Here is a 17,345-nt window from a genome sequence, read left to right as displayed (position 1 = left end):
CCGGGCACCCGGACGAGTCGTCCGCATCTGTCGGGAGGATCGAAAAGCGTGTCTGTACCCCCGTCCACCAGCTCACAGAGGAATGTTGTCTTCGTCGACGGCATCCGTACCCCGTTCGGCAAAGCAGGCCCCAAGGGCATGTACGCCGACACTCGCGCAGACGACCTCGTCGTCAAAGCAATACGCGAGCTTCTCCGCAAGAACCCCAATCTTCCTCCCGAGCGCATCGACGAGGTCGCGATCGCTGCGACCACACAGACCGGCGATCAGGGCCTGACCATCGGCCGGACGTCCGCTCTCCTGGCCGGGCTCCCCCGCAGCGTCCCGGGATTTGCGATCGACCGCATGTGCGCGGGTGCGATGACCTCGGTGACCACCACCGGATCGGGAATCGGATTCGGCCAGTACGACGTCGTCATCGCAGGCGGAGTCGAGCACATGGGCCGCCACCCGATGGGTGAGGGTGTCGACCCCAACCCGCGCTTCCTCGCCGACAAGCTCGTCGATCCCAGTGCACTGGTGATGGGCAACACCGCCGAGAACCTGCACGACCGGTTCCCGAGCATCACCAAGGACCGCACCGACGCCTACGCCGTCGCGAGCCAGAACAAGTACGACGCCGCCAAGAAGGCCGGCTACATCGCCGACACTCTCGTTCCGGTCGCCACGAAATCCGCCGCAGGATGGGGTCTGGCCACCGAAGACGAGCCACCTCGTCCCGGCACCACCGTCGACGATCTCGCCAAGCTCAAGACGCCGTTCCGGCCTGCAGGTCGAGTCACCGCAGGCAATGCTGCCGGTCTCAACGACGGCGCCACCGCGGCGATCCTCGCCGGTGAGGACACCGCGCACGAACTTGGCCTGAACATCGGTATGCGGATGGTCGGCTTCAGCTTCGCCGGTGTCGATCCCGCCGTCATGGGCATCGGCCCGGTCCCCGCAACCGAAAAGCTGCTCGGCCGAACAGGATTGAGCATCGACGACATCGGCCTGTTCGAGATCAACGAGGCCTTCGGTATCCAGGTTCTCGCCTTCCTCGAGCACTACGGCATCGCCGACGACGACCCCCGCGTCAACCAGTGGGGCGGCGCCATCGCGTGTGGCCACCCGCTCGCTTCCTCGGGCGTTCGCCTGATGACGCAGCTCAGCCGTCAGTTCGCCCAGCAACCCGACGTCCGCTACGGCCTGACCACCATGTGCATCGGTCTCGGCATGGGCGGCACCGTCATCTGGGAGAACCCCAACCACGCCGATTACTCAGGAGTCAAGGCATGAGTGACATCACGACGGCGTTCGAGGACGAGGTAGTCACGAACGCGTTCACCAAGATTGTGTCCGTACCGGGGCTCGACGGCTCCATCGCCCTCGTGACCCTCGACAACGGCTTCGATCACACCAAGCCGTCGACCTTCGGTCCCGGCGGACTCGCCAAGTTCGACGCCGCACTCGACGAGGCATTCGCAGCGAACCCGATGGCCATCGCCGTCACCGGCAAGCCGTTCATCTTCGCCGTCGGTGCCGACCTCAACGGTGTGCCGAACATCAAGACCAAGGACGAGGCGCTGCAGATCGGGCAGCTCGGCCACAAGGTCTTCCGCCGCCTGCGCGAGTCGACGGTTCCCACGTTCGCCTTCATCAACGGTGCCGCACTCGGCGGTGGACTCGAAGTGGGACTGCACTCGCACTACCGCACCGTCGCGGAGAACGCTGCCGCGCTCGGCCTGCCCGAGGCCTTCCTCGGCCTGGTACCGGGATGGGGCGGAACTCAGTTGCTGCCCAACATCATCGGTGCCTCGAACGCCGTCACCGTCGTCATCGAGAACGCACTGAACCAGAACCGCGTCCTCAAGCCGAAGCAGGCACTCGACCTCGGCATCGCCGACGCCCTCTTCGGCGGAGCCGACTTCCTCGAGCAGTCTCTCGCGTGGGCCGCTCAGGTCATCAAGGGCGAGATCACCCCTGCTCGTCCCGAGATCGACCGCGGGCAGGCCTGGGACGACGCCATCGCCCGTGCCCGGGGCATCGTGGCCGGCAAGACCGGCAATTTCGCACCGGGACCGGTCGCTGCCGTCGACCTGCTCGAGCTGGCCAAGAACACCGACATCACCGATTCCGCGTCTCTCGACAAGGCCTTCGCGGCCGAGGACGACGCGCTGTCGACGCTGTTGGTCAAGGACGAGTTGCGTGCCGGTTTGTACGCCTTCGACTTGGTTCAGAAGCGCGCGAAGCGTCCCGCCGGTGCGCCCGACAAGTCGCTCGCCCGCAAGATCTCCGGTGTCGGCATCGTCGGTGCCGGTCTGATGGCCAGCCAGCTCGCGTTGCTGTTCGTGCGCCAGCTGAAGGTGCCGGTGATTCTCACCGACATCGATCAGGAGCGCATCGACAAGGGCGTCGGCTACGTTCACAGCGAGATCGACAAGCTGCTCGGCAAGAAGCGCCTGTCCCCCGACGCCGCAAATCGCTTGAAGGCGTTGGTGTCCGGATCGATCGACAAGTCCGCATTCGCGAACACCGACTTCGTTATCGAGGCAGTCTTCGAGAACCTCGACGTGAAGAAGAAGGTGTTCGCCGAGGTCGAGGAATTCGTCTCTGCCGAGACGATTCTCGCGACCAACACCTCGTCGTTGTCGATCACGAAGATGGCGGCCGACCTGAAGCACCCCGAGCGCGTGGTGGGCTTCCACTTCTTCAATCCCGTGGCCGTACTTCCGCTGCTCGAGGTCGTCAAGGGCGAGAAGACCGACGATGCCACTCTCGCAACAGCATTCGCGACGGCGAAGACACTGAAGAAGTCGGCCGTGTTGTCGGCGGATCTCCCCGGATTCGTCTTCAACCGTCTCGTTACTCGCGCGTCCAACGAGATCATCAGCGCGATCGACGAGGGCACCCCGTTCGATGTGGCAGACGGCGCTGTGGGCGAACTCGGCATGCCGATGAGCCCGCTGACGTTGCTGGCACTCGTCGGACCGGCCGTCGCTCTGCACACCGCGGAAACACTGGCCGAGGCGTACCCGGAGCGATTCAAGGACTCCGCCGGATTCCGTGCACTCGTCGAGGCGAAGAAGCCGGGTGTGTGGACCTACGGACCCGAGGGCCAGGTCGTCGACCCTGAGGTGGCCGCACTGTGGCCGCAGGGTGACTCACCGTCGACGGCCGAACAGGTTCTCGAGCGAACCCGTAACGCCTTCGCGGACGAGATCAAGATCATGCTCGACGAAGGGGTCGTTGCCGCGGCCCAGGACATCGATCTCTGCCTGCTGCTGGGCGGAGGCTTCGGATTCTGGAACGGCGGTATCACTCCGTACCTGGATCGCAGCGGCGCGTCCGAGGCCGCCACCGGTCAGCGCTTCCTCGCGCCCGGTGTAGCCAGCGTCTAGCTCTACCTGCCGAGTTCGAGGTTATGGACGGATTTCTTCTGATTTTCGTCCATAACCTCGAACTCGGCTTTTTCGTGTCGGGATAAGGTCTGATCCGATGAACAGCGAACGCAGTCGGTTGATCGGCATCGCCTATCGAATGCTGGGTTCCTACAGCGACGCCGAGGACGCAGCATCGGAAGCGCTGCTCCGCTGGTACCGACTCACCGACGCCGAACGTGACGAAATCGACGTCCCCCGTGCGTGGCTCACCCGCGTCGTCGGCCGCATCTGTCTGGACCTGCTCGGATCCGCCCGCGTACGCCGGGAACACTATGTGGGGCAATGGCTTCCCGAACCCGTCCGAGCCCTTGCGCCCGGCGACGACGGCACATCGGACCCGGCCGACCGCATCGCCCTCCACGAGTCCGTCGGCCTGGCGTTGCTCGTCGTTCTGGACTCACTGAGCCCGGCAGAACGTGTCGCGTTCGTGCTGCACGATGCATTCGCGGTTCCATTCGACGACATCGCGAACGTTCTCGGTCGGACCCCCGCCGCCTGCCGCCAACTGGCCTCGGCCGCCCGGCGACGGGTGCACGACGATCGCCGCGGCCCGAGCGCACCCAACACCCACGACCGCGTCGTCCGCGCTTTCGTGGCTGCCGCCGCCGGCGGAGATCTCGATGCGCTCGTCGCACTGCTCGCCCCCGACATCACCCTCGTCAGTGACGGCGGCGGACGGGTGTCGGCGGCCCGCAACCCGGTTCGCGGGGCCGATCGGGTCGCCCGCTTCGTTCTGGGTATCACCGTCAAGTCCACCGACCTCGACCGGTCGATCGAATCGGTCAACGGCCTGACCGGAGTCGTCCTTCGCCGACACGGTGTGGTCACCGGTGTGATCGGTTTCCGCACCGATTCCGCCGTGGTCACCGACGTGTGGATCGTGCTCAACCCGGAAAAACTTCGACACTGGTCGTGACGGCCATACATTCTCGTGGGCTACGTCGTCAGTGCAGGTGAGGCCCGAACTTCTCGAGCCGATCGACTCCGAACAGGACAGGTGGACACACGATGAAAATCGCCGTAGCCGGTGGAACAGGAACCGTCGGAACGCATGTCGTCGACGTGGCGCGTGAGCGAGGGCACGAGATCGTCGTGCTGTCGCGGTCGGCCGGTGTCGACCTCGCCGACGGGACCGGCCTGTCCGACGCTCTGGCCGGCGTCGACGCTGTCGTCGATGTCGCGTCGACACAAACGGTCTCGGCGAAGGAATCGACGGCGTTCTTCTCCGCCGTCACCCGCAACTTGCTGGCGGCCGAGATCGAGGCCGGAGTCGGCCACCATGTGGCGCTGTCCATCGTGGGGATAGACAAGGCTCCGCACTCGTACTACGCCGGAAAAGTCGAGCAGGAGAACATGATTCGGTCCGGGTCGGTGCCGTGGACGATCCTGCGAGCCACTCAGTTCCACGAATTCGCCGCTCAGATCCGTGCACGCGCGTCGTTCGGTCCGGTGAGCATCGTCCCGAAGATGGTCTCGCAACCGATCGCCGCCCGCGAGGTCGCCGATCGATTGATTGATCTGGCCGAGCACTCCCCCGCGGGCCGCGTTGCCGACCTCGGCGGGCCGAGACAAGAACGGATGGCCGAGATGGTGCGGCGCTATGCACGTGCCATCGGTGCCCGTGGCCTGGTGCTCGAGGTCCCGATTCCCGGCGCATACGGTCGCGCGATGCGAGACGGAACGCTGGTCACCACGACCGGTTCGGATCACGGTTTCCAGACCTTCGATCAGTGGTCGGCCACCCTGGCGCGATAGCCACCTGCCGCCGAACTCGAAGCTATGGACGACTTACGGCAGTTTTCCGTCCGCAACTTCGAGTTCGACAGCGCAATATCGGACAATTCACCTATTTCGGCACTTGGATTGCTGCACGCCACGAATATCGAGGCGATTTCGCTCCCATTCCGTGTGTGCGAGGACGAAGATGGCGATGACCACCATGGACGCTGTTCACCCGAAAGCTGGTTCATGCCATGACGCAATCGACCGATCGGCACACCGCAAAGGTCATCGGAGTCACCATCGCCGCCGCTGTCGGCGGGTTTCTGTTCGGATTCGATTCGTCCGTCGTCAACGGTGCAGTCGACTCGATCCAGGAGAATTTCGCTCTGTCCTCGTTCGTCACGGGGTTCGCGGTCGCAATCGCACTCCTCGGGTGCGCGGTCGGAGCCTGGTTCGCCGGTCGCCTGGCCGACAGTTGGGGCCGCAAGAAGGTGATGCTGCTCGGCTCTGCGCTGTTCACCATTTCCTCGGTGGGGTCCGGGTTCGCCTTCAGTGTCCCCGATCTGATGTTGTGGAGGGTCCTCGGCGGGCTGGGTATCGGAATTGCGTCGGTGATCGCGCCCGCGTACATCTCGGAGATAGCACCGGCTCGCTATCGCGGTGGATTGGCATCGCTGCAGCAACTGGCCATCACGGTCGGCATTTTTGCCGCGCTGCTCTCGGATGCGGTTCTTCAGAATGCGGCAGGCGGACCGTCGAACGATCTATGGTTCGGCCTCGAAGCGTGGCGGTGGATGTTCCTGGTCGGCGTCGCGCCCGCATTGGTCTACGGATTTCTCGCGACACTCATTCCAGAATCACCTCGGTACCTGGTGGGTAAACACCTCGACGAGGAAGCTGCACGCATTCTGGGCGACATCACCGGCGAAGTGAACCCCGACGAACGCATCCGGGAAATTCGCCTGACTCTCCGGCGAGAATCCAAATCCTCGTTCGCCGATATCCGAGGACCCAAATTCGGTCTGCAGCCGATCGTGTGGGTCGGTATCACGATGGCGATTCTGCAGCAGTTCGTCGGGATCAACGCGATCTTCTACTACTCGACGACGTTGTGGAAGTCGGTGGGCTTCAGCGAGAATCAATCGTTCGTCACGTCGGTGATCACGTCCGTCATCAATGTGTCGATGACATTCGTCGCAATCTTGTTCGTCGATCGATTCGGTCGCCGAAATCTGTTGATGATCGGCTCGATCGGCATGTTCGTCGGTTTGGTCCTGGCCGCAGTCTCGTTCACGCAAGCCGTCGGAAGCGGCGACCAACTGGAATTGCCGTCGCCGTGGGGCCCGGTAGCGCTCGTCGGCGCAAATCTGTTCGTGGTCTTCTTCGCAGCAACATGGGGACCGATCATGTGGGTGATGCTCGGAGAGATGTTCCCCAATCGAATGCGTGCAGTGGCGTTGGGCATCAGTACCGCCGCGAACTGGATAGCGAACTTCGCCATCACATTGGCATTCCCGCCGTTGTCCGACACCATCGGACTCGGCTTCATCTACTCGTTCTTCGCACTGTTCGCTCTCCTTTCCTTCTTCTTCGTCAAATACAAGATCACCGAGACCAAAGGGATGGAACTCGAAGAGATGGGCGTCTGAATCGAGGTTGCCCGAACGACGGCGGGTCCACGGTTTTTCGGACCGATAAGGCAGGGTGGGGGTGCACTCTGTCGGTCGATCTGCCGTCGAACGTAGGACATGAAGCTTCGTATCGCATGCGCCGTGGGCACCGTCGTGGTGTTCGGACTGAGCCTGCGCCTGCTGTTCGGCAGTACGTCGGCACTCACCTCCGACATCGCCGAGTTCTACTCCGCGAACTCGACATCCATGGCGTTGCTGACCACGGGCCCGGTGATCTGCCTCGGTGTATTCGCCGCCACCGCACGCTATTTCGTGCGCCGGGTCCCTGTCACGCACGTTCTTGTGGTGTGCCTGTCCCTGGTGGCCGTCGGCACAGCTGTACGCGCGGTGCCGTCGTGGCCGATCCTCGTGGTCGGCACTCTCGTCGCGGCGGCGGGTATCGCGGTGGCGAATGTGTTGGGTCCGGTTTTCGTCCGTCTGGTGGTACGAGAGTGGAGCTCGACAGGTGAACCCGATGCGGCGGCGGGGCGACGACTGGGGTTGTTGACCGGGCTGTTGACCGCTGTGATCAGTGCCAGTGCGGGAGTGGCGTCGGGAGTGTCCGTTCCCTTGGCCGAGGCCTTCGACGGTGGTTGGCGGATTGTTCTGGGGCTGTGGTCGATTCCGGTCGTGTTGGCCGCCGGATGTATGGCGATCTTCGGGCGAACGCTGTCGCGCGGGCGGTCGGTTGCCGGGTCGGCGACACTCCCCGACGACGCTCCTGGGAGTCGCACGGGGGTTCTGACATCGCCCGTGGCGTGGTCGTTGACGGCATTCATGGGTTTGCAGTCGCTGATGGCCTATTCGATGATCGCGTGGTTACCTACAATCTTTCGTGATCGCGGGGTGGACGCGCGTGATGCCGGTCTGCTGTTGACGGCATTGTCGGTCAGCAGCGTGCTGACTGCATTGACGGTTCCGAGCCTCGCGACAAGGTTGGGGAATCAGAGCGCGTTGGCGGTCGCCGTGACGCTACCGACGTGCGTGGGCCTGCTCGGGATAGTGTCGTCGGCCGATTCTTGGGCCCTGGTGTGGGCGGTACTGCTCGGTTTGGGCCAGGGCGGGCAGTTGTCGCTCGCGATGACGTTGATGAATCTGCGGGCCTCGAACGCCCGTGATGGCTGCGTCGCTCAGTTCCATGGCGCAGACGGTCGGATACGTGCTGGCTGCTGCCGGTCCGCTGGTGTGCGGGGCCGTTCATTCGGCGACGCAGCGGTGGGAACCGTCGATTGTGTTTCTTCTGTTGGTCACGATTCCCATGGCTGCAGCAGGTGCGGTGGCCGGCCGCCGCGCCGTGGTCGGAAGCGAGGCGGAGCCGGCCGACGCCGTCAGAGGCTCTTGACCCAATGCGAAACTTGCTGCACCACGGTTTCGCAGGTGAGTCCGAACTCGTGGTGCAGTTGCTCCCGAGATGCGTGGTCCAGGAATCGTTGCGGCACACCGAGATCGCGGCAGGGCACGTCGACACCGGCACCGCGCAGCGCGGCCGAGAGCGTCGAACCTATCCCGCCGTGCAGGCCGCTGTCCTCGACGGTGACGACCAACCGGTAATCCTCGGCCATCTTGAGCAGCGACTGCGGGACCGGGAGCACCCAGCGTGGATCCACGACGGCAACCGAAATACCCTCTGCTTCGAGCTTTTTCGCGGCGTCGAGGGCGAGCGACCCGAACACCCCGACGGCAACGATCAGCACGTCGCCGGTGGCCTCGGACGGCTCGGTCAGCACATCGAGTATTCCGTCCAACCTGCGCACCGCAGGCACCGTTTCGGTGACCGCGCCCTTCGGGAAGCGAAGTGCCGTAGGGCCGTCCGAGGTGGCGATCGCCTCGGCCAGCTCCTCTCGAAGAGTGGCGGCGTCTCGTGGCGCTGCCACCTTCATGCCCGGAACGATGCCGAGCAGAGACATGTCCCACATGCCGTTGTGGGACGCGCCGTCGGCACCGGTGACTCCCGCGCGATCCAACACGATGGTGACGGGAAGACCCAACAGGGCGACGTCCATCAGCAGTTGATCGAACGCGCGGTTGAGGAACGTGGAGTAGATGGCGACCACGGGATGCATGCCGCCGAGCGCAAGCCCGGCGGCCGACGTCATCGCATGCTGCTCGGCGATACCCACGTCGAACATTCGGTCCGGAAACCGCACCCCGAACGCCGCGAGCCCGGTGGGCGCGGCCATTGCGGCGGTGATGGCCACGACGTCCTCGTTCTGCTCGCCCTGCTCGATGAGCGCCGCCGAGAACACCGACGTCCAATCCGGAGCCGATTTGGATCGGGCCAGGCCGGTCGCAGGATCGATGACGCCGGTGGCGTGCATCTGGTCGGCTACGTCGTTCTCGGCATGGATGTAGCCCATGCCCTTGCGCGTCACCGCGTGCACGATGACCGGGCCGCCGTACGCCTTGGCTCTGCGCAGTGCCGATTCCATGGCGTGCTGGTCGTGACCGTCCACCGGGCCGAGGTACTTGATGCCGAGATCGGTAAACATGACCTGCGGGCTGATGGCGTCCTTCACTCCGGCTTTCATGCCGTGCAGCATCGTGTAGGCGGCGCGGCCGACGACGGGGATCCGTCGTACGATCCGGCGGCCGTTGTCGAGAATCTTCTCGTATCCCGGCTGCAGTCGCAGAGCTGCCAGGTGATCGGCCAGCCCGCCGATGGTCGGGGCGTACGAACGGCCGTTGTCGTTGACGACGATCACCAGCGACCGGTCTCGGCCGGCGGCGATGTTGTTCAGCGCCTCCCAGCACATACCGCCCGTCAGCGCGCCGTCACCGACAACAGCCACGACATGCCGGTCGGTCTCTCCCTTGAGGGCGAACGCTTTGGCCAACCCGTCGGCATACGACAAGGATGCCGATGCGTGGGAGGACTCGACCCAGTCGTGTTCGCTCTCGACCCGAGACGGATAGCCGGACAGCCCGCCCTGCTTGCGGAGTGTGTCGAACATTCCTGCGCGTCCGGTGAGCATCTTGTGCACGTAGGCCTGGTGGCCCGTGTCGAAGATGACCGGATCACGCGGTGAGTCGAAGGTGCGGTGGATCGCCAGAGTCAGCTCCACCACTCCCAGATTGGGACCGAGGTGGCCCCCTGTTGCCGATACCTTCTCGACCAGGAAGGCGCGGATCTCGCGAGCCAGTTCGGCCAGCTCCGCACTATCGAGGTCGCGCAAGTCCTCGGGCGTCTGAATTCGCGCTAGGACACCCAACGAGATCGCTCCCTCCGGCCGGAAAACATATTCGAAAAACCAGTCTACGGAGTGGCTGCGCCCAGCCGCCCCGTCCAGCATTGTCTCGCCGACACTACCGTCGAGTAGGCAGGTGCCCGGGGTCAGTCGCCCCTAACCTCGAATACGCTCGAAACGGACACCCGACATACAGTGTCGCCCATGAGCAACGTCGTCGATGCCATCCTGACCCGGGTTCACGAACTGTGCCGGGACGACGCGTCGGGACAGGTCGCCGACTACATCCCCGAACTCGCAGCCGTGACGCCGGACGGCTTCGGTATCGCCCTGACGACCACCGACGGCTACGTGTACGAAGTCGGCGACACGAGGATGCCGTTCACCATCCAATCCATCTCCAAGCCCTTCACCTATGCACTCGCGCTGGCCGACCGCGGCCTCGACGTCGTCGCGGGCAAGATCGACGTCGAACCCTCGGGTGAGCCGTTCAACGAGATCAGCCTGGACGCCGTCACCGAGCGGCCCCGAAACCCGATGATCAACGCGGGTGCGATCACGTCCGCGTCGCTCATCGGCGGCCGCACCGCAGAGGAACGATTCGAGCGCATCCGAGCGTCGTATTCCCGGTACGCAGGAAGGTCTCTGAGCTTCAACGACGCGGTGTATCGATCCGAAGCGCGCACCGGACACCGCAATCGCGCCATCGGCTACATGCTGCGGTCCTTCGGCATCATCGACCACGATCCGGAGGCCGCCGTGGACCTGTACTTCCGCCAGTGCTCGATCGACGTCACGGCGGCTGATCTGGCCATGATGGCCGCCACGATGGCCAACAACGGAGTCAATCCCCACACCAAGGAGCGCGCCCTGGCACCCGCACTGGTCGAACGCGTGCTGTCGGTGATGACGACCTGTGGCATGTACGACGGCGCAGGCGACTGGGTGGCGCGGGTGGGTATGCCGGCCAAGAGTGGGGTCGGCGGCGGCATCCTGGCGGTGCTTCCCGGGCAGATGGGCATCGCCGTCTACTCCCCCCGCCTCGATTCGCACGGCAACAGCGTGCGCGGCGTTGCTGCCTGCCGAGAACTCTCCACCAGACTCGAATTGCACTTTCTGCACGTCACTCGGGCCGCGAAATCGTCGATTCGACGTCGGTACGTTCTCACCGAGGCACCGTCGCGAAAACGACGATCCGAGATCGAACAGGCCACACTCGCTGCAGTCGGCGACCGCGCGCGGGTCTACGAGTTGCACGGGGACCTGCTGTTCTCGGGTGCCGAGACAGCGGTCCGCGAGATCGGCAACCTCGACCGGAATCTCGATGCACTCGTCATCGACGTTCGTGGCGTCGACGAGGTGAGCGACATCGCCCGTTCGATGTTCGAGGACCTACGCCGCGATCTCGCCGACCACGGCTGTGTGGTGTGCCTGGTGGATCCCAGAGCCATCATGGGCCACACGACGTCGAGCCTGGACCCGAATGATCCGGCGGGCCGGGTGTACTCGAGTCTGAGCTCGGCCATCCAGTGGGCAGAGAACCTGCTGCTCGATCGGCACTGCTCCGGCGCGCGGCAACCGGCAGAGATCACTCCGGCCGAGCACCCGTTGCTCGCCGGTCTGTCCACCGAGCAATTCGACTCGGTGACTCCTTATCTGGAGAAACGTCACTACGCACGGGGCGACGTCATCGTTCACCGTGGTGCGCCGGCAGCGGGTCTGTTCTTGATTCTGCGCGGAGAAGTGACATCGACGGCCGTGTCCGCAGACGGGGGCACACACCGCATCACGACGCTCTCCCCCGGGATGAGCTTCGGCGAGATGCCGCTGCTGATGTCGGTGCCGTTCCTGCTGGACATGGTGGCCGACACCCCTGTCGATCTGGTGGTCGTGTCGGTATCGCATTTCGAGGCACTGACTCGGGACGCCCCGGAAGTGAAGCTGGCGCTACTGGAAAATCTGGCCAGCGGCGCGTACGGCCAGATGGCGGCCGTCGTCAAGACGCTCGGGCGGTTCGACATCGGCATCTGATCCGACTGTCGAACCGCCCGAGTGGACGTGCTTGGCCCCTGATCAGGCGTCGAGCGTGATCATCGTGAGGACCTCGGTGGGCTGCGCCGAGCCGCCGGCAGGCTCGAGCGAGAACGCGAAGTTGGTCGACGCTCCCATGCCGTCCACCACGGTGCCGTCGCTCGACGTGAGCTGATCCTCGGTGACAACGCCGGCGGAGCGCGGCGCACCGTCGACGAACCACATCTGGTAGACCCGGCCCGAGGGCGGCTCCGGGACACCGTTCAGAGTCACCACGACCGCATCTCGGCTCAGCGAGTACGACACCTTTGCAGTGCCGCCACCCGGGAACTCCGCGGACGCCTCACGAGCGTCGGGCGCTGCGACGATCTGCTCGGCCTGGGAAGGCTGCGGGTCCGAGCCCATGGTCTGCGTGACGACGACGACACCACCGACTGCGACGACGATCGCGGCAGCCGCGGACACCATCGAGTATCGCCACGTCTTGGAGCGCTCACGTCGGTGCCGGTGCAGCGGAGTGACGTTCGGCGGAAGTTCTCGGACCGTCGGCTCCTGATCGCTCGCGGCGACACGCGCGAGCACGGCCTCCCGCACGCGTTCGGGTGCGGGAGTCGCGTCTGCCGCCGCAGCCAACGCCAGCGTTTCGTGAATCTCACCCACGAGGATGTCGAATTGTGCCCGGGTCGTCTCGTCGACGCGGATTCGCTCGGATTCGATGGCGCGCCGCTCGGACTCGCTCATCGCGTGGAGGGCATAGACCTCCGCTTCGTCCAGCAGTCGTTGCCGTGACGCTTCACTCATTGCGGGATCACCCCCAGGCATGTCTTCAACTTGATCAATCCATCTCGTATGCGCGATTTGATCGTCGGCACGGCCACCCCGAGCCGTTCGGCAACCTCGCGATAGGTGTACCCGCTGTAATAAGCCATTCGTACCGACTCGCTCTGCGTATCGGTCAGAGTGTCGAGACAGGCCACGACCGCCTCCGATTCGAGCCGCTGGGTCACCGTCTCGAGTACCTCATCGTGCTCGGGTGTGTGACTCACGGCACCGTACGCCGCCTCGCGGTCGGTACCCGACTGTTCGCTACGTACCCGATCGACCGCCCGGCGATGTGCCAGCGTCATGATCCACGCCAGCGGACTCCCCTGGCTCGGATCGTAATTCGGTGCCGCACGCCAGATCTGGAGGAACACCTCCTGCGCGGTCTCCTCGCTGTACCCCGGATCGCGAAGCACGCGCACCACCATCCCGTACACACGGGAGGACGTGGCGTCGTACAGCTCGGCGAAGGCCGACCGGTCGCCCTGGGCAACGGCGGCCATCAGGCGACGGAGACGGTCCGTCTCCTCGGCACGCAGATTCTTCAGCTGGGGGCTCGGTACTGCGCACACCGCATCCTCGACCGAGGTGCTGTCCTCGGACTCGGGCGGCGTTCGGTCACGGCCGGTGCCCGCAGATCCGGAAGCGTCGGAGAACGGCACGCTCATCGGACTGTCGTCCCAGCAGACGGGTTCATGATCGAGTTCATCGATCATGACACTAGTGGTCATGTAGCCCTCATATCGAAACCTCCGCGTTTTCCCGCCGCAGTACATATTCGGAACAAACACCCCGAGGGATGGTCCGCGACCGAAATTCGTTTGCGCAGAATTGGACCGGGCTTCATCCTGGGTGCGAGAATCGACAAACGCGGGCAATCGGGCGGACAGCTCGATGGAGGGACGGACACGCATGACGGCCATCGAAACCCACGGGCTCGTCAAACATTTCGGCACCACCGCCGCAGTCGACGGCGTGGATCTGTCGATCCCGTCCGGCGGGGTGTACGGCGTACTCGGACCCAACGGGGCCGGGAAAACCACGACCATCCGGATGCTGGCGACACTTCTTCCGATAGACGGCGGCAGCGCACGAGTCCTGGGACACGACGTGGCAACCGAGCCGGAGGCCGTTCGCCGAAAAGTCTCTCTCACGGGTCAATTCGCCTCGCTCGACGAGGATCTGACCGGCACCGAGAATCTCGTTCTGCTGGCGCGGCTGCTCGGCTACTCACGTCCGGCCGCCCGAGCGCGCGCTGATCAACTGTTGACAGCATTCGACATCGCCGACGCCGGACCGCGACAGGTCAAGACCTACTCCGGTGGCATGCGCAGGCGCATCGACATCGCGGCGAGCATCATCGTCACCCCCGAGCTGATCTTTCTCGACGAACCCACCACCGGCCTGGACCCCCGCAGTCGCAATCACGTCTGGGAGATCGTCCGTGCACTGGTGGCAGGCGGCACGACGGTACTGCTGACGACGCAGTATCTCGACGAGGCCGACCACCTGGCCGGGCGCGTGGCGGTGATCGACCACGGCAAAGTCATCGCCGAGGGCACGACGGGCGAGCTGAAGGCATCGGTGGGATCGAACTCACTGCACCTGCGCGTGCTCGATGCCGGGCACCGGAATGCCGCGGCGAGAATCGTTCGAGATCTGGTCGGCAGCACCGTGACCGAGGACGCCGACCCGTTCACCGTGTCCGCACGACTGGACAATCCGGCGCAGGCGGCACCGATCCTTCCTGCTCTCGAATCCGCCGGAATCGCCATCGCGTCCTTCACCCTCGGTCAGCCTAGTCTGGACGAGGTGTTCCTGGCGCTGACCGGGCACGACGCGGGAGCGGGAGTGGAGCCGGTGGGTGCGAAAAAAGCTGAAATCGACAACGGGGAGATCGCGTCATGAACACCGAGGCCCAACGATCCGCCCCACAGGCGTCGACGATCATCGATGTTCTCTCAGCCGCAGGTCCGAGGCCGGAGCGTCCGTCGTCGCTGTCGACCTCGCTGAGTTTCGGCTGGCGGGCGTTGCTGAAGATCAAGCACGTACCGGAGCAGTTGTTCGACGTGACGGCGTTTCCGATCATGTTCACGCTGTTGTTCACGTACCTGTTCGGTGGCGCTCTGGCCGGTTCGACCGACGCGTACATCCAGTTTCTGCTGCCGGGCATCCTGGTGCAGACCGTGGTGATGATCACGATGTACACCGGCGTGACGATGAACAAGGACATCGAGAAGGGTGTGTTCGACCGGTTCCGATCGTTGCCGATCTGGCGTCCGTCGCCGCTGGTCGGTGCGTTGCTGGGTGACGTCGTGCGCTACACGTTGGCGTCGGTGATCGTACTGATCTTGGGGCTGATTCTCGGTTTCCGGCCGCAAGGCGGGCTGCTCGGTGTGATCGCATCGATAGTGCTGTTGCTCGTGTTCTCGTTCTGCCTGTCCTGGATCTGGACGATGATCGCCATGATCGTGCGCACCGAGGCAGCCGTGATGGGGATGTCGATGTTCATCCTGTTTCCGCTGACGTTCGCGAGCAACATCTTCGTCGACCCCAACACGATGCCGGGGTGGCTTCGTGCGTTCGTCGACGTCAACCCGGTCAGCTTTCTGGTGACGTCACTTCGAGGCCTGATGCAGGGCGATGTCGACACCGGCCAACTCGGAGTGACTCTGGTGCTGTCGGCGGCAATGCTGGCGATCTTCGGACCGATCACGATGCGGCTGTACAACCGCAAGTCCTGATCCGCGCCTCCCGGTGCAAGCGTCAGGATGCGGCGCGGGCTCGGTGTCGGCGGACTGCGTCCCGGTTCGAGCACACGGTTCCGCAGTACCGCTGCCGTCCGGTGCGTGAGGTGTCGGCGAAGGCGGTCGTGCAGTCGGCTGCGGCGCACCGATGGAGTCTGTCCATTCCGCGACCGGTCAAGTGCAGCGCGGTACCGACACCGACCAGTGCCCTGATGACGCCACCCAACGCGATGTTGGGATCGCGATAGTGCATGTGCCAGCCGTCGTCGGCATGGTTGGTCAACCGTGGGTACGCGGATGCCTGTGCAAGGAGGGCGTTCAGGGCCTCGGCCCGCTCCTCGGCTGTCTCTGCATCCACCACGCGAGCCCACTCGCGGAGGAACTCGAGTGTGTCCGCGAGATCGGCGTCGGTGGCAGTCCAGTCGGGAACGAGGCCGGCGTCGATGCAGCGGGCCCCCAATTCGCTCGGCGACGTGGGTGGCCGGTTGAGGAGGTCGATGCCCAGTTTCACGGCATATTCCCCGTAAGGGTTGATGTGCACAAGACCATTACATCACAGTGGATGCATGGACATCGAACACAGCAAACACTCCTGGACCACCCGCTCGCTGCACGACACCAGCGAAGGCCTCGTCGGCTACCAGGGCTGCCACTGCGGAGCTCAACGCATCGTCTCGGTACCCGCGCAGACGTTCGCCCCGGTTGCCGAAATGGATCACCCCAGCACGTTCGCCACCGCAGGCACCACCGTGTCGAGTGCATAGCCGATGGACAGCGCCGAGTTGGTGGCGTAGGACTTCGCGACTTCCGGGTCGTCGAACACGACGTAGCGGCCGTCCGCGACAGCCGGAATCCGTTGGAACAGCGGATTGTCGGTCACCTCGGACGGCGCCTTCTGGATGGGGAAGACGATCAGTACGTCGGCGTCGAGCAGGTCGAGCTCCTCCCCGGAAATCGGAACCGAGAAGCCGCGCGGCGGAAGAGAATCGATGGCCGGGCTGGTGACGAAGCCGAGCTTCTTCATGAACTCGAGTCGACTGTTCGACGAGATGTATGCGCCGTATCCGGTGCCGCTGTAGGCCCCGACCACCGCTGTCTTGCCGGCGAATTCCGGATGGGCAGCGGCCGCTGCATCGAAACGGTCGGCGATTCCTGCGAGCAGCGCGTCCCCTTCGGACTGCTTGCCGAGTGCCGTGGCCACCATCGTGACCTGCTGCTCGAGCGTTGTCAGGTAGTTGTCCGCCCCCGCCGGTATACCCACCGTCGGAGCAATGGCGGACAGCGTGGCGTACCGATCGGCGTCACCGGAGCTCTTGGTGTCGAGGATCAGATCCGGCTCGAGCGCCGCGACCTGCTCGAACGACGGCTCCTGCGTCCCGATGATCTGCGGTGGTGCGTCGTAGAGCCCGGCCGCCCACGGACCGACGCCGTCGCCGCCGAAGGCGAGCCAGTCGCTCGCACCGACCGGTGAGACACCGAGCGCGAGTGCGGTTTCCGCGTCGCCCCAGCCGAGCGCGACGACGCGCTGCGGGGCACTGTCGACGGTCACGCCGCCGAACTCGGTATCGATCGTGACGGGGAACGCAGCCGCCGTTCCGTCGGACGGTGCCTCCGATCCGGGTCCGTCGTCCCCGCCCGACCCACACGAGACGACGGCGGTCAGGAACAGCAGGGCGACCGACACAGCACCGACGGTGCGACGAATTCTCACCCGAGAAACGGTACGTCAGACTCGCCAAGATTGGTGAG

General features: G+C 64.7%; 15 protein-coding genes and 1 pseudogene. 11 read left to right on the top strand and 5 right to left on the bottom strand.

The window, feature by feature from the left end; genetic code table 11:
• Positions 1-48 precede the first annotated feature (48 nt).
• From CH285_RS13630 to CH285_RS27945, 7 genes and pseudogenes are all read left to right on the top strand, one after another.
• Positions 49-1,275 carry a thiolase family protein gene (locus CH285_RS13630; protein WP_094643159.1) on the top strand — a complete coding sequence of 409 codons (1,227 nt, stop codon included), beginning with the start codon at positions 49-51 and terminating at the stop codon, positions 1,273-1,275.
• Positions 1,272-3,377, top strand: a complete 2,106-nt coding sequence (locus tag CH285_RS13625; RefSeq protein ID WP_027496914.1) for a 3-hydroxyacyl-CoA dehydrogenase NAD-binding domain-containing protein — start codon at positions 1,272-1,274, stop codon at positions 3,375-3,377. The genes CH285_RS13630 and CH285_RS13625 overlap by 4 nt, the downstream gene beginning before the upstream one ends.
• Before the next feature lie 97 nt (positions 3,378-3,474).
• Positions 3,475-4,335 carry an RNA polymerase sigma factor SigJ gene (gene sigJ / locus CH285_RS13620; protein WP_057474670.1) on the top strand — a complete coding sequence of 287 codons (861 nt, stop codon included), beginning with the start codon at positions 3,475-3,477 and terminating at the stop codon, positions 4,333-4,335.
• A gap of 92 nt (positions 4,336-4,427) precedes the next feature.
• A complete protein-coding gene (locus tag CH285_RS13615; RefSeq protein WP_057474669.1) occupies positions 4,428-5,174 on the top strand; it encodes an SDR family oxidoreductase in 747 nt (248 codons plus the stop codon).
• A gap of 218 nt (positions 5,175-5,392) precedes the next feature.
• Positions 5,393-6,790: a sugar porter family MFS transporter gene (locus CH285_RS13605; protein WP_032365061.1), complete on the top strand. Its 1,398-nt coding sequence runs from the start codon at positions 5,393-5,395 to the stop codon at positions 6,788-6,790.
• 99 nt (positions 6,791-6,889) lie between these two features.
• Positions 6,890-7,867, top strand: a pseudogene (locus CH285_RS28710) (MFS transporter); the annotation flags it as partial.
• Positions 7,868-7,928: 61 nt separating this feature from the next.
• Positions 7,929-8,153, top strand: a complete 225-nt coding sequence (locus tag CH285_RS27945) for a hypothetical protein (protein WP_176458607.1) — start codon at positions 7,929-7,931, stop codon at positions 8,151-8,153.
• Here CH285_RS27945 and dxs read toward each other — a convergent pair.
• On the bottom strand, positions 8,140-10,020 hold the full coding sequence (gene dxs, locus CH285_RS13595; RefSeq protein ID WP_027496908.1) for a 1-deoxy-D-xylulose-5-phosphate synthase: 1,881 nt from the start codon (positions 10,018-10,020) through the stop codon (positions 8,140-8,142). The genes CH285_RS27945 and dxs overlap by 14 nt on opposite strands.
• 180 nt (positions 10,021-10,200) lie before the next feature.
• On the opposite strand from dxs, the gene glsA reads away from it, so the two are divergent.
• Positions 10,201-12,027, top strand: coding sequence for a glutaminase A (gene glsA, locus CH285_RS13590; protein ID WP_094643157.1), 1,827 nt, complete (start codon positions 10,201-10,203; stop codon positions 12,025-12,027).
• 42 nt (positions 12,028-12,069) lie between these two features.
• On the opposite strand, the gene CH285_RS13585 is transcribed toward glsA, so the two are convergent.
• Entirely contained in the window at positions 12,070-12,828 is a 759-nt protein-coding gene (locus CH285_RS13585) for an anti-sigma factor (protein WP_032382119.1), read from the bottom strand.
• Positions 12,825-13,580 carry a sigma-70 family RNA polymerase sigma factor gene (locus CH285_RS13580; protein WP_027496905.1) on the bottom strand — a complete coding sequence of 252 codons (756 nt, stop codon included), beginning with the start codon at positions 13,578-13,580 and terminating at the stop codon, positions 12,825-12,827. Before CH285_RS13580 ends, CH285_RS13585 begins: the two co-directional genes overlap by 4 nt.
• Positions 13,581-13,743: 163 nt before the next feature.
• On the opposite strand from CH285_RS13580, the gene CH285_RS13575 reads away from it, so the two are divergent.
• Together CH285_RS13575 and CH285_RS13570 are read left to right on the top strand one after the other, a co-directional pair.
• Entirely contained in the window at positions 13,744-14,757 is a 1,014-nt protein-coding gene (locus CH285_RS13575) for a daunorubicin resistance protein DrrA family ABC transporter ATP-binding protein (protein WP_045841783.1), read from the top strand.
• Positions 14,754-15,593 carry an ABC transporter permease gene (locus tag CH285_RS13570; protein WP_094643156.1) on the top strand — a complete coding sequence of 280 codons (840 nt, stop codon included), beginning with the start codon at positions 14,754-14,756 and terminating at the stop codon, positions 15,591-15,593. Before CH285_RS13575 ends, CH285_RS13570 begins: the two co-directional genes overlap by 4 nt.
• 22 nt (positions 15,594-15,615) lie before the next feature.
• Here CH285_RS13570 and CH285_RS13565 read toward each other — a convergent pair whose 3' ends face one another.
• On the bottom strand, positions 15,616-16,137 hold the full coding sequence (locus CH285_RS13565; RefSeq protein WP_027496903.1) for a CGNR zinc finger domain-containing protein: 522 nt from the start codon (positions 16,135-16,137) through the stop codon (positions 15,616-15,618).
• 25 nt (positions 16,138-16,162) lie between these two features.
• On the opposite strand from CH285_RS13565, the gene CH285_RS27525 reads away from it, so the two are divergent.
• Entirely contained in the window at positions 16,163-16,360 is a 198-nt protein-coding gene (locus tag CH285_RS27525) for a hypothetical protein (protein WP_141215011.1), read from the top strand.
• Here CH285_RS27525 and CH285_RS13560 read toward each other — a convergent pair.
• Positions 16,312-17,307 carry an iron-siderophore ABC transporter substrate-binding protein gene (locus CH285_RS13560; protein ID WP_052073644.1) on the bottom strand — a complete coding sequence of 332 codons (996 nt, stop codon included), beginning with the start codon at positions 17,305-17,307 and terminating at the stop codon, positions 16,312-16,314. The genes CH285_RS27525 and CH285_RS13560 overlap by 49 nt on opposite strands.
• Positions 17,308-17,345 lie beyond the last annotated feature (38 nt).

Source organism: Rhodococcus sp. 05-2256-B1 (genome assembly GCF_002258465.1).
Lineage (GTDB): Bacteria > Actinomycetota > Actinomycetes > Mycobacteriales > Mycobacteriaceae > Rhodococcoides > Rhodococcoides fascians.
Note: the sequence above shows the minus strand (reverse complement) of the source record. Positions and strands in the feature narration are given on the sequence as shown.

Bases quoted from the DNA above. Each gene is read 5' to 3' on its own strand.
- CH285_RS13625 (WP_027496914.1), top strand. From the start codon at position 1,272: ATGAGTGACATCACGACGGCGTTCGAGGACGAGGTAGTCACGAACGCG.
- CH285_RS13605 (WP_032365061.1), top strand. From the start codon at position 5,393: ATGACGCAATCGACCGATCGGCACACCGCAAAGGTCATCGGAGTCACC.
- glsA (WP_094643157.1), top strand. From the start codon at position 10,201: ATGAGCAACGTCGTCGATGCCATCCTGACCCGGGTTCACGAACTGTGC.
- CH285_RS13580 (WP_027496905.1), bottom strand. From the start codon at position 13,580: ATGACCACTAGTGTCATGATCGATGAACTCGATCATGAACCCGTCTGC.
- sigJ (WP_057474670.1), top strand. From the start codon at position 3,475: ATGAACAGCGAACGCAGTCGGTTGATCGGCATCGCCTATCGAATGCTG.
- CH285_RS27945 (WP_176458607.1), top strand. From the start codon at position 7,929: ATGGCTGCGTCGCTCAGTTCCATGGCGCAGACGGTCGGATACGTGCTG.
- CH285_RS13575 (WP_045841783.1), top strand. From the start codon at position 13,744: ATGGAGGGACGGACACGCATGACGGCCATCGAAACCCACGGGCTCGTC.
- CH285_RS13615 (WP_057474669.1), top strand. From the start codon at position 4,428: ATGAAAATCGCCGTAGCCGGTGGAACAGGAACCGTCGGAACGCATGTC.
- CH285_RS13585 (WP_032382119.1), bottom strand. From the start codon at position 12,828: ATGAGTGAAGCGTCACGGCAACGACTGCTGGACGAAGCGGAGGTCTAT.
- CH285_RS13570 (WP_094643156.1), top strand. From the start codon at position 14,754: ATGAACACCGAGGCCCAACGATCCGCCCCACAGGCGTCGACGATCATC.
- CH285_RS27525 (WP_141215011.1), top strand. From the start codon at position 16,163: ATGGACATCGAACACAGCAAACACTCCTGGACCACCCGCTCGCTGCAC.